Here is a 12697-nt window from a genome sequence, read left to right on the forward strand (position 1 = left end):
CTTCGACCGCAGCGCCGCCAGGAACTCCCGCATCCACGCCGGATGGTCCGGCCACGCCCGCGACGAGATCAGCGTGCCGTCGACCACGACCTCCGCGTCCTGGTAGTCCGCTCCCGCCGCCTGCATGTCCGGCTCCAGCGCCGGATACGCGGTGACCCGCCGCCCGCTCAGGCCGCCCACGGCCGCCGTCAGCAGCGGGCCGTGGCAGATCTGCGCCACCGGCTTGTCCGCGTCGAAGAACGCCTTGCAGATCTTGCGCAGCTCGGGGTCGTTCCGCAGATACTCCGGGGCCCGGCCGCCCGGGATCACCAGGGCGGTGTACTGCCCGGGGTCCACCTCGGAAAAGGCCAGGTCGGCGGGGATCGTATAGCCCGGCTTCTCGGTGTAGGTGTCGAAGCCCTCCTCGAAGTCATGGACCACCAGGCGCAGCGTCTTGCGGCTCGGGGCCGCGATATGGACCTCGTACCCCTCCTCGCGCAGCCGCTGGTACGGGTAGAGCACCTCCAGCGATTCGGCCGCGTCGCCGGTCACCAGCAGGATCTTCGCAGCCATGCCACGCACCTCCAGGTCCACGCCTACCACCGTGCTTACCACCGTCCAGATCACGGTGCATCCGCGCCCACGCTTTGCCAAGAGGGCATGAGCGGCGCATCATCGGCCCGTGCGCCCCTCCCGGTCGCTGTCCATTTCGTCAAACTTCAGGGCCCGGTTTTGTACACGAACGGCTCATGACGACCCCCTGGGGTGGAGCGATAGCCTTACTGCGTGATCAGCGCGATAGTCCGTGAGGGCAACGAGGCCCTCGCTCCGCGCCCGGCGCCCCACCAGGCCCGGGCCCGAGCCGCCGCTGACCCGTGGCGCGTGGGGTCTTGGTCACTTACGGCCGAGTACACCCCGGCCATTTCCCGATCCGGCATACCGTCGTCCACGACCGGATTTTTCGCGTCGCGGCGTCATGCCACCGCCATCGATGTCACGCAACGGCGCGCGACAGGAGCCAGAGGACATGCAGACCAAGCTGGACGAAGCCAAGGCCGAGTTGCTCGAACGGGCCGCCCGGGTCGCTGAGAACAGCCCTGCCGGGGGGCAACCGGTGCAGGGCCCAGGACCGGAGACCCTGACCGCATACCTCCAGCACTACTACCTGCACACGCCTCCCGAGGACCTCGCCGACCGTGACCCGGTCGATGTCTTCGGGGCGGCGCTCTCCCACTACCGGCTCGCCGAGGTGCGTCCGCAGGGCACGGCGAACGTCCGGGTGCACACCCCGACCGTCGAGGAGCACGGCTGGACCTGCAGCCACTCCGTGGTCGAGGTGGTCACCGACGACATGCCGTTCCTGGTCGACTCGGTCACCAATGAGCTCACCCGCCAGGGGCGCGGCATCCATGTCGTGATCCACCCGCAGGTGATCGTGCGCCGTGACATCACCGGCAAGCTGATCGAGCTGCTCGATGTCTCCCCGGACGGCCCGTCCCGGAAGAAGCGGAAGAAGCTTCCGCATGACGCGGTCGTGGAGTCCTGGATCCATGTCGAGACCGATCGCGAGACCGACCGCGGCGATCTGAAGCAGATCACCGCCGATCTGCTGCGCGTCCTGTCCGATGTCCGCGAGGCCGTCGAGGACTGGGAGAAGATGCGCGACTCCGCGCTGCGCATCGCCGAGGGCCTGCCGGACGAGCCGAAGGCCGCGGAGGTCCGCGAGGAGGAGGTGGAGGAGGCCCGTGAGCTGCTGCGCTGGCTCGCGGACGACCACTTCACCTTCATCGGCTTCCGCGAGTACGAGCTGACGCAGGTCCCCACCGAGGCCGGTGGCGAGGAGGACGCGCTGACCGCGGTGCCCGGTACCGGCCTCGGCATCCTCCGCTCCGACCCGCAGCACAAGGACGCCGACGAGAGCGCCCACGCGGGCCCCGGCACTCCGGTGTCCCAGGCCTTCAACCGGCTGCCGGCCGACGCCCGTGCCAAGGCGCGCGAGCGCAAGCTGCTGGTGCTGACCAAGGCGAACAGCCGCGCCACCGTCCACCGCCCGTCGTACCTCGACTACATCGGCGTGAAGAAGTTCGACGCCGAGGGCAATGTGATCGGCGAGCGCCGCTTCCTGGGGCTGTTCTCCTCCGCCGCGTACACCGAGTCGGTGCGCCGGGTCCCGGTGATCCGCCGCAAGGTCGACGAGGTGCTCGCGGGCGCGGGCTTCGCGGCCAACAGCCACGACGGCCGTGACCTGATGCAGATCCTGGAGACCTACCCGCGCGACGAGCTGTTCCAGACCCCGGTCGACCAGCTCCGCTCGATCGCCACCAGCGTGCTCTACCTCCAGGAGCGCCGCCGGCTGCGGATGTTCCTGCGCCAGGAGGAGTACGGGCGCTACTACTCCGCGCTGGTCTACCTTCCGCGTGATCGTTTCACCACCGATGTGCGGCTGCGGCTGACCGACATCCTGCTGGAGGAGCTGAGCGGCCGTCCGCCGGTCGACTTCACCGCCCTGCACACCGAATCGGTGCTCTCGCGGCTGCACTTCGTGATCCGCGTCCAGCCGGGCACCGAGCTGCCCGACCTCACCGACTCCGATGTGGAGCGGATCGAGAGCCGGCTGATCGAGGCCGCCCGCTCCTGGGCCGACGGCTTCACCGACGCGCTGGTCTCCGAGGTCGGCGAGGAGCGCGCCGCCGAGCTGCTCCGCCGCTACCAGCACGCCTTCCCCGAGGGCTACAAGGCGGACCACACCCCGCGCGGCGCCGTCGCCGACCTCCAGCACCTGGAGCGGCTGAAGGACAGCGAGAAGGACTTCGCGCTCAGCCTCTACGAGCCGGTGGGCGCGGCCCACGCCGAGCGCCGCTTCAAGATCTACCGGGCCGGGGCCCAGATCTCGCTGTCAGCGGTGCTCCCGGTGCTCAACACCCTCGGCGTCGAGGTGGTGGACGAGCGCCCGTACGAGCTGCGCTGCTCGGACAAGACCACCGCCTGGATCTACGACTTCGGGCTGCGGCTGCCGCTGCGCGAGGGCGAAGCCCTCGCCGACGACGCCCGTGAGCGCTTCCAGAACGCGTTTGCCGCGGTGTGGACCGGCCAGGCCGAGAGCGACGACTTCAACCAGCTGGTGCTGGGCGCGGGGCTGGACTGGCGGCAGGCGATGGTGCTGCGGGCCTACGCCAAGTATCTGCGGCAGGCCGGTTCCACCTTCAGCCAGTCGTACATGGAGGACACCCTCCGCAACAATGTGCACACCACCCGGCTGCTGGTCTCGCTCTTCGAGGCGCGGATGTCGCCGGAGCGGCAGCGGGCGGGCCTGGAACTGACCGACGCCCTGCTGGAGGAGCTGGACGCGGCGCTGGACCAGGTGGCCTCGCTGGACGAGGACCGCATCCTGCGCTCCTTCCTCACCCTGATCAAGGCGACGCTGCGGACCAACCACTTCCAGAGCGCCAGCGATGGAAGCGACAAGAGGGGCCAGCACAACGGGGACGACAAGCCTCACGACTACCTGTCGATCAAGCTGGACCCGCAGGCCGTGCCGGATCTGCCCGCACCCCGCCCGGCGTACGAGATCTGGGTCTACTCGCCGCGGGTCGAGGGTGTGCATCTGCGGTTCGGCAAGGTCGCGCGCGGCGGCCTGCGCTGGTCCGACCGGCGTGAGGACTTCCGCACCGAGATCCTCGGCCTGGTCAAGGCGCAGATGGTGAAGAACACGGTCATCGTGCCGGTGGGTGCCAAGGGCGGCTTCGTCGGCAAGCGGCTGCCGGACCCGTCCGTGGACCGCGACGCCTGGATGGCCGAGGGCATCGCCTGCTACAAGACCTTCATCTCCGGTCTGCTCGACATCACCGACAACCTGGTCGCCGGGCAGGTCGAGCCGCCGAAGGACGTGGTCCGCCACGACGGGGACGACACCTATCTCGTCGTCGCCGCCGACAAGGGCACCGCGACCTTCTCCGACATCGCCAACGATGTGGCGCAGGCGTACGGCTTCTGGCTCGGGGACGCCTTCGCCTCCGGCGGCTCCGCCGGATACGACCACAAGGGCATGGGCATCACCGCCCGCGGCGCCTGGGAGTCGGTCAAGCGCCACTTCCGCGAGCTGGGCCATGACACCCAGACCCAGGACTTCACGGTCGTGGGCGTCGGCGACATGTCCGGTGACGTGTTCGGCAACGGGATGCTGCTGAGCGAGCACATCCGGCTGGTCGCCGCCTTCGACCACCGGCACATCTTCCTGGACCCCAACCCGGACGCGGCCACCTCCTACGCCGAGCGCCGCCGCCTGTTCGAGCTGCCGCGCTCCTCGTGGGAGGACTACAACGCCGAGCTGCTGTCGGCGGGTGGCGGCATCCACCCCCGTACGGCCAAGGCCATCCCGATCACCCCGCAGGTGCGGGCCGCGCTCGGGATCGAGAAGCGGGTCACCAAGATGACCCCGGCCGATCTGATGAAGACGATCCTCAAGGCCCCGGTGGACCTGCTGTGGAACGGCGGCATCGGCACCTACGTCAAGGCGTCCACCGAGTCGCACGGCGATGTGGGCGACAAGGCCAATGACGCGATCCGGGTGGACGGCCAGGACCTGCGGGTCAAGGTCGTCGGCGAGGGCGGCAACCTGGGCCTGACCCAGCTCGGCCGGATCGAGTTCGCCTCCAACGGCGGCCGGATCAACACCGACGCGATCGACAACAGTGCCGGTGTGGACACCTCCGACCACGAGGTGAACATCAAGATCCTGCTCAACGCCCTGGTCACCGAGGGCGACCTCACCCTCAAGCAGCGCAACAAGCTGCTCGCCGAGATGACCGACGAGGTCGGCGCGCTGGTGCTGCGCAACAACTACGCGCAGAACGTGGCGCTGGCCAACTCCGTCGTCCAGTCCTCCAGCCTGCTCCACGCCCACCAGCGGCTGATGCGCCGCCTGGGCCGCGAGGGGCGGCTGGACCGGGCGCTGGAGTTCCTGCCCACCGACCGCCAGATCCGCGAGCGGCTCTCCGCCGGGCGCGGTCTGACCCAGCCCGAGCTGGCCGTGCTGCTGGCCTACGTCAAGATCACGGTGGCCGATGAGCTGATCACCACCGGGCTGCCCGACGACCCGTATCTCCAGCGGCTGCTGCACGCGTACTTCCCGCAGGCGCTGCGGCAGAGGTTCCCCGAGCACATCGACGGCCACGCCCTGCGGCGCGAGATCATCACCACGGTGCTGGTCAACGACACCGTCAACACCGCCGGTACGACCTTCCTGCACCGGATGCGGGAGGAGACCGGGGCCTCCACCGAGGAGGTCGTGCGCGCCCAGACCGCGGCCCGCGCGATCTTCGAGCTGAACCAGGTGTGGGACGCGGTCGAGGCGCTGGACACGGTCGTCGCCGCCGACATCCAGACCCGGATGCGGCTGCACTCGCGCCGGCTGGTCGAGCGCGGCACCCGCTGGCTGCTGAACAACCGGCCGCAGCCGCTCGCGCTGGCCGAGACGATCGACTTCTTCGGTGAGCGGGTCGGCGCGGTCCGGGCGCAGCTGCCCAAGCTGCTGCGCGGCTCCGACATCGAGTGGTACCAGCGGATCTACGACGACCTGACCGGGGCGCACGTCCCGGAGGACCTGGCCACCCGGGTGGCGGGCTTCTCCTCGGCCTTCCCGACGCTGGACATCGTGGCCATCGCGGACCGCACCGGCAAGGACCCGCTGGCGGTCGCCGAGGTCTACTACGACCTGGCCGACCGGTTGCGGATCAGCCAGCTGATGGACCGGATCATCGAGCTGCCGCGCGCGGACCGGTGGCAGTCCATGGCCCGGGTCTCCATCCGCGAGGACCTGTACGCGGCCCAGGCCGCCCTGACCGCCGATGTGCTGTCGGTGGGCGACGACGGCTCCACGCCCGAGCAGCGCTTCAAGGCGTGGGAGGAGAAGAACGCCGCGATCCTCCAGCGTGCCCGCACCACACTCGATGAGATCCAGTCGTCGGAGACCTTCGACCTGGCCAATCTGTCGGTCGCGATGCGGACGATGCGGACGCTGCTGCGCACCCACAGCTGACGCGGTCGGCCGCGAGTGAGCCAAAGGGGCGCCCCGGAGGCGAACCGAGCCCTCAAAAAGCAGCTCAACGCGCCCCCGGTGGACTTCATGTCCGCCGGGGGCGTTTGTCACCCGCTTGGGCGCCCCTCCAACGACCGAGCGGGCATACCGGGACGAACCCACCTAGCGTGGGTGGTCAGTGAGTGCTTCGCGCCTCGAACCGCCACCGCGTCCCGAGGAGCCTTATGCCCCGCTTCACCATCGTCATCGCCGCCTATCGCGTCCAGGGCTATCTGAGCGCCTGCCTGGACTCCGTGCTGACGCAGTCGTTCACCGACCTCGAGGTGGTCGCCGTGGACGACCGCTCACCGGACCACTGCGGCGCGATCATCGACGCGTACGCGGCGCGCGACAGCCGGGTCGTGCCCGTGCACCAGCGGGTCAACTCCGGTCCTGGCCGGGCCCGTAACGCCGGGGTGGAGCGGGCGAGCGGGGACTATCTGCTCTTCCTGGACGGCGATGACACCCTCGCCCCGGGCACCCTCCAGGGTCTCGCCGACCGGCTCGCCCTCACCCACGACCCGGAGATCCTCTACTTCAACCACGTCCGCACCTACTGGTCGGAGCGCCGGGCCCCCAGCCTCTTCGGGGAACTGCTGGCCTCGGCGGGCACCGATGTCTTCTCCGCCGTCGAACGCCCGGAATTCCTGCGGCTGTTCGCGATGTCGTCCAATCGCGTCTACCACCGGGATTTCTATGTCCGTCACGGCTTCGCGTTCAGCGAGGGCATCTACGAGGACGCCCTGCTGTCGTACAAGACGATGCTCACCGCGCGGCGAATAGCCTGTGTGGACCTGGTGGGCCTGGAATACCGGCAGCGGCGGGTCGGGGCCAGTACGGGAAGCCCCGGCGAGAAGCACTTCATCATCTTCCAGCAGTACGCCCGGCTCTTCGACTTCCTCGACGACCGGCCGCATCTGGATCCGCTGCGCCCGCTGCTCTTCGAGCGGGCCGTATCGCATTTCCTGTTCTGCCTGGACCGGACGTCCCGGGTGGCGACGGCGGACCGGCCGCGCTTCTTCGCCCGGGCCGCCGGGTGGTACCGCGCCCATCTCCCGGCCGGGTTCACCCCGCCGGTCGAGGGCCGTTGGCGCTTCGAGGCGCTGGCGTCCGGCTCCTTCCTCCGCTACCGCGAGCACGAGCTGGCCGTACGGGCGGCCGCCGGGGCCCGCAAGCTGCGCCGGACCGTCCGGCCGCCGCTGGCGGCGCGCGCCAAGCAGGGCCTGTACCGGCTGCACCGGCGGCGTCCGGTCGACCCCCACCTGGCCGTCTACTCCGCGTACTGGGGCCGTGGGGTGCTGTGCAATCCGGGGGCGATCTACCACAAGGCGCGGGAGCTGGCGCCGGAGATCCACGGGGTGTGGGCGGTCAAGAAGTCGGAGATCGAGACCCTTCCGGAAGGCGTCGACTACGTCGTCACCGGCACCCGTGACTTCTACCGCACCGTGGCCCGCGCGAAATACCTCATCAACAACGTCAACTTCCCCAATGAGGTGGTGAAGCGGCCGGGCACGGTGCATCTGCAGACCTTCCACGGCACCCCGCTCAAATGCATGGGCCTGGATCAGCAGCGCTATCCCGCCGCCGCGGGCGGGATGAGCTTCGGCAATCTGCTCAAGCGCATCGACCGCTGGGACTTCGCCCTCTCCTCCAATCCGCACTCCAGCCAGATCTGGGAGCGGGTCTACCCCGCCGCGTACCGGCTGCTGGAGTACGGATATCCGCGCAATGACGTCTTCTTCACCGCGACCGAGGACGATATCCGGCGGATCCGTGAGGGGTTGGGAATCCCGGCCGGGAACACCGCCCTCCTCTACGCGCCCACCCTCCGCGACTACCAGAAGGGGTTCACGCCCCGGCTGGATCTGGAGCGGCTCAGCCGCGAACTCGGCCCGGAGACGACGCTGTTGGTGCGGGCCCACTACTCCTACCGGCCGGATGACGATCTGGCCCGGCTCCAGGAGGCCGGGCCGGTGATCGACGTCTCGCGCCATCGGTCGGTGGAGGAGCTGTGCCTGGCGGCCGACGCGCTGATCACCGACTACTCGTCGATGATGTTCGACTACGCCCTGCTGGACCGCCCAGTCGTGATCTACGCCGACGACTGGGACATCTACCGCTCCTCCCGCGGCGTCTACTTCGACCTGCTGTCGGGGTCCCCCGGCGAGACCCCGGGGGCCGTCGCCCGCACCGAGCGGGAGCTGGTCGAGGTCTTCCGCGAGGGCCGCTGGTGCGACGCGGACGCGACCGCGCTGCGCACCGCGTTCCGGGCCCGCTTCTGCCGGTTCGACGACGGCCACGCGGCCGAGCGGGTGGTGCGGGCCCTGATGCTGGGCCAGGACATCGCGCTCCCGCTCGCCCCCACGCCACAGACGCGGCCCCTGGCGGACAGCGCCCCGGCGGGGCCGCGCGGCGGCGTCCTCACCGCCGAGTGACCTTCACCGCCGAGTGACCCTCAACGCGGGAGTGACCCTCACCGCCGAGTGACCGATCCGCCGCGTGGTCCCCAGTCCGCCGCCCGGTCCGCCGAGTGACCCCGACCCCGACCCGTCGAGAGCCCGGAGTCAGGAGGCCGTCATGCCCGCTCTGTCCCGACCTCGTGTCAGTGTGATCATCCCCGCCTACAACGCCCTGCCGGAGCTGACCCGAGCCGTCACCTCCGCGATGGACCAGACCCTGGGCCCGGACCGGGTCGAGATCATCGCGGTCGACGATGGTTCGACCGACGGCACCGGCGAGGAGCTGGAGCGGCTGGCCCGTACCTGCCCCGCGCTCCACGTCATCCACCAGGAGAACTCCGGCTGCGCGGGCGTCCCCCGCAACACCGGCCTTGACCACGCCCGGGGCGACTTCGTCTTCTTCCTCGACTCCGACGACTATCTGGGCCCGGACGCGCTGCGCCGCATGGTCGCCATGGCCGACGCCCACGGCACCGACATCGTCCTCGGCAAGATCGCCTCCGTGGGCGGACGGGCCGTGCCCCGGGCCGTCTTCCAGCGCAATCAGCCCCGTACGGACATCTTCTCCTCCCACGCCTATCTGACCCTGGGCCCGTGGAAGCTGTTCCGCCGCTCCCTCATCGAGCGGCTGCGGCTGCGCTTCCCGCCGTACCGCAACTGCGAGGACAAGCCGTTCACCGCGGCCGCCTACCTCAACGCCTCCGGAATCTCGGTGGTCGCCGACTACGACTGCTACTACGTCCGCTACCGCGAGAACCGCACCAACCTCACCCTCACCGCCTCCGACCTCGCCCACCGCATGGACGGCACCCGGCTGTGCTTCGAGACCGTGGCCCGCTATCTGGAGCCGGGCCCGCGCCGGGACCAGATCATGCGCCGCCATGTGGAGTGGGAGCTGTGCGGTCCGCTGCGCGCCCTGCTGCCCCGCGAGAGCGAACAGGACGCGCGGGAGCGGTTCTTCCCCGAGTTCCGGCACTGGGCGAGCACCTGGGTGACCGACGCCCTCTTCCAGCGGCTCGACGCCCCCGACCGGCTGCTGGTCCATCTGCTGCGCGCCGACCGCTTCGACGATGTGCTGACCGTGGCCCGGAACGCCAAACAGGACGAGCGGCGCGGCCATCTCGTCGACAAGGGCCGGGTCTACTGGCTCCACCCGTTCTTCCGCGACCACGCTGCCGCCGTCCCCGACATCTGCTTCGACGTGACCGACCGGCTGCCGGTCCGGCACCACCTGGAGGCGGCGAGCTGGCACGGCGGGGTGCTGCGGCTGGCCGGTCACGCGTATGTCGAGGACGTGGACTCCCTCGACCCGGCCACCGAGATCGTGCTGCGCAAGTACCGGGCCGACCGCCCCGAGGTCCGGCTGCCCACCACGCCGTGCCTGTCCGCCCATCCGCTGCCTGGCGAGGGGCGGCGGTACGAGATGGCGGGCTTCACCGCCGAGATCGACCCGGCCACCGCGGACGGCGGCGCCCCGCTGGAGCGGGGGCTGTGGAACATCTATCTGGACGTCCGCGCCCAGGGCGTCAGCCGTACGGTGCGGTTCGGCAACCGCCGCGAGGGCGGTGAGGTCACCCATCCCACCCGGCGCCGCGTCACCACCTCCCAGGGTCCGGTGACGGTGGTGCCGTACTTCACCCCGTACGGCAATCTCTCGCTCGACGTCGGCGAGGTGGCCCATCCCCTCGACCCGCCCTGCCAGGTGCTCCGGACCATCTGGTGCACCCGCAGCACCCTGCTGGTCGGCGGACGGCTGACCGAGGAGGCGGTGCGGGACGGCGGGGTGCTGCGGCTGCGCGCCGAGACGGGGACGGGCGCGGTGCACGAGGTGCCGGTGCGCACCGAGCAGGGCGGCTCCGCGACCGTCTTCACCGCCCGGCTGCCGATCGGCCGCCTGGGCGCGGGCTGCTGGACGCTGACGCTGATCATGGAAGGACCCGGGGAGGACGCGCCGCGTCGCACCGCGATCGTGCCGTACTTCGACCGGCTGGCCGCCACCCGATGGCTCCGCTTCGGCTGCCGTCCGCACTACGCCAAGCCGGTGGCCCTGGGCCCGGCGCGGGCCCTGGGCCTGGAGGTGGCTCCGATCAAGGTCGTCACGGGGGTGCGGCGGCGGCTGGGGTGGTGAGCGTGGCCACGTCCGGCGGATCTTTCCCCGCCCCTTCCCGCGGCATATCGGAGACTGCGGGAAGGGGCGGGGAGGGGAACAGCCTGCCGCAGGCGTCAAGATCCGTCGGCCACCCCCGGTCCCGGGATCACCGCGTAGCCGGTCAGTTCAGCCGCAGCCGGTTGCGTACGGCGGCGAGCAGCCGGACCGGGGCCACTCGCAGCTCCAGGGTCACCTCGCCGCGCCCCATGAGCGGCTTGGCGTAGTACGGCCGGCCGCGCCGCACCCAGCGGGCGCCGGGCAGCCGGGCGGGCGGCGGCACGGGCGCGGCGGGCGCGGTGCGCCCCGGGCCCAGGTCGTCGCCGGGGGCGACGACGGCCAGCGTCACCGTCCACCGGCCGCGGCCCAGGTCCCGCACCGGCAGCCGGGCGGTGAAGGCGCCCGCCGGATGCCCCGCGGCGAACCGCACCGGATGGTCGTGGACCCGTCCGTCGGTGTGCTCGGCGCGCAGCCGCAGCACCCGCCCGCGCGCCGGGGTGCCGGGCGGCAGCAGCCGTCCGGCGACGACGAGGGTGCCCTTGTCCGACGGATGCCACACGGCCTCCGTCACCTCGCATGGCGCCCCGCCCGGGGCCGGGCCGATGTCGAGGGAGAGATTGCGGTACGGGCTGGTGAAGTACGGCGTGACCCGGGCGCGCAGCCCGGGCCCGGCGGCCACCACCCGGCGCGCGGTGCCGATGTCGAGCAGGTCGTCATGGCGGTTGCCGAACCGGACGGTGCGGCTGATGCCCTGGGCACGGACGTCGAGGAAGACGTCCCAGACACCGGGGCGCAGCGGTGTGCCGCCGTCGGCGGTGGCGATGTCCACGTCCGCCTCGAACCGCGCGGGATCGTCCTCGGCCGTGGCGTCCACCGGGATCCGCACCTCGTCCCGCGCCTCGCGGCGGCGCAGCACCAGCTCGGCGCGGTCCTCCTCGGGGTCGGCCGCCAGCCCTTCGATGGCCGCCCGGCCGCGCACCCGCAGGGTGCTGCGGCCGTGCCAGCCGGCGCCCGCGAGGTGGTGACGGACCGGCAGCCGGTCGGTGACGTCGAAGCAGGCGTCGGGGACCTCGGCGTCGGGGTCGCGGAAGAAGGGGTGCAGCCAGTAGACGCTGCCCTTCTCGACCAGATGGCCGCACCGGGCGTCCCGCTTGGCATTGCGCACGACCGACAGCAGATCCTCGAAGCGGCCGGTGCGCAGCAGATGGACCATCAGCCGCTCGGGCGCGGTGAGGGTGGGGAAGAGCGCGTCGGAGCAGTAGGCCAGCGCCCAGCGGCGCAGCTCGGGCAGGAACCGCTCGCGGACCTCGGTCTCGTCCTCGCGCGGCAGCGCCCGCAGGGCCGGGCACAGCTCGCGCCGGATGTGGTGGCGCATCACCGCGTCGCGGCGGGTGCCGGTCCGGGTGTGCCGGGCGGCGGTCTCGAACAGCGGCCGCATGGCCTCGACGCGCTCGGCGAGACCGGGGGCGGCGCGGCCCGGGTTCGGGCCCAGGTGGTAGCAGTCGTAGTCGGCGACGACTGAGATCCCGGAGGCGTTGAGATAGGCCGCCGCGGTGAAGGGCTTGCCCTCGCCGTGGCGGAGGTGGGCGGGGAAGCGCAGCCGGAGCCGCTCGATCAGGGAGCGGCGGAACAGCTTGCAGGGCTCCAGGCTGGCGTAGGCGTGGGAGCTGTGGATGTCGGTGCGCAGCTGGTTGTGGCGGAAGACCGCCTTGGGGACGCCGCGCCCGTCCGGGGACACCATCTTGCCCAGGACCACGTCGGTGCCGTTCTGGTCGGCCATCGCGACCATGCGGCGCAGCGCGTCGGGCGCGAGCCGGGCGTCGGCGTCCAGGAAGAAGACGAAGTCGCCGGTGGCGCGGGCCAGTCCGGTGTTGCGGGGGCCGCCGGCGCCGCCGCGGCAGGGGTGGGGGTCGCGGACCACATGGAGCGAGGGGCAGCCGGCGGCGAGCCGGTCCAGCTCCTCCGCCGTGCCGTCGGCCGATCCGTCGTCGACGGCGATGATGTCGAGGCGGCTGAGCCCGAGGGTCTGCTCCATGG

General features: G+C 71.2%; 5 protein-coding genes. 3 read left to right on the forward strand and 2 right to left on the reverse strand.

Annotated features, from left to right (window positions below; translation table 11 throughout):
* The coding region (locus GWI24_RS29725) for a DJ-1/PfpI family protein (protein WP_210948976.1) at positions 1-552 on the reverse strand (552 nt) is incomplete at its 3' end.
* Between the two features lie 454 nt (positions 553-1006).
* On the opposite strand from GWI24_RS29725, the gene GWI24_RS29730 reads away from it, so the two are divergent.
* The 3 genes from GWI24_RS29730 to GWI24_RS29740 all read left to right on the forward strand — a co-directional run bounded on the left by GWI24_RS29730 (position 1007) and on the right by GWI24_RS29740 (position 10642).
* Complete coding sequence (locus GWI24_RS29730; RefSeq protein WP_210948977.1) at positions 1007-6016, forward strand: NAD-glutamate dehydrogenase; 5010 nt, start codon at positions 1007-1009, stop codon at positions 6014-6016.
* A 224-nt stretch (positions 6017-6240) separates the two neighbouring features.
* Positions 6241-8490, forward strand: coding sequence for a bifunctional glycosyltransferase/CDP-glycerol:glycerophosphate glycerophosphotransferase (locus GWI24_RS29735; protein ID WP_210948978.1), 2250 nt, complete (start codon positions 6241-6243; stop codon positions 8488-8490).
* Positions 8491-8632: 142 nt separating this feature from the next.
* A complete protein-coding gene (locus GWI24_RS29740; RefSeq protein ID WP_210948979.1) occupies positions 8633-10642 on the forward strand; it encodes a glycosyltransferase family 2 protein in 2010 nt (669 codons plus the stop codon).
* A 142-nt stretch (positions 10643-10784) separates the two neighbouring features.
* On the opposite strand, the gene GWI24_RS29745 is transcribed toward GWI24_RS29740, so the two are convergent.
* A complete protein-coding gene (locus GWI24_RS29745) occupies positions 10785-12695 on the reverse strand; it encodes a glycosyltransferase (RefSeq protein ID WP_210948980.1) in 1911 nt (636 codons plus the stop codon).
* Positions 12696-12697 lie beyond the last annotated feature (2 nt).

It is taken from the genome of Streptomyces sp. MK37H (assembly GCF_018035285.1).
Lineage (GTDB): Bacteria > Actinomycetota > Actinomycetes > Streptomycetales > Streptomycetaceae > Streptomyces > Streptomyces endocoffeicus.

What these genes read in the sequence shown, in the direction of transcription:
- GWI24_RS29740 (WP_210948979.1), top strand. Translation starts at nt 8,633, where the DNA reads ATGCCCGCTCTGTCCCGACCTCGTGTCAGTGTGATCATCCCCGCCTAC.
- GWI24_RS29735 (WP_210948978.1), top strand. Translation starts at nt 6,241, where the DNA reads ATGCCCCGCTTCACCATCGTCATCGCCGCCTATCGCGTCCAGGGCTAT.
- GWI24_RS29745 (WP_210948980.1), bottom strand. Translation starts at nt 12,695, where the DNA reads ATGGAGCAGACCCTCGGGCTCAGCCGCCTCGACATCATCGCCGTCGAC.
- GWI24_RS29730 (WP_210948977.1), top strand. Translation starts at nt 1,007, where the DNA reads ATGCAGACCAAGCTGGACGAAGCCAAGGCCGAGTTGCTCGAACGGGCC.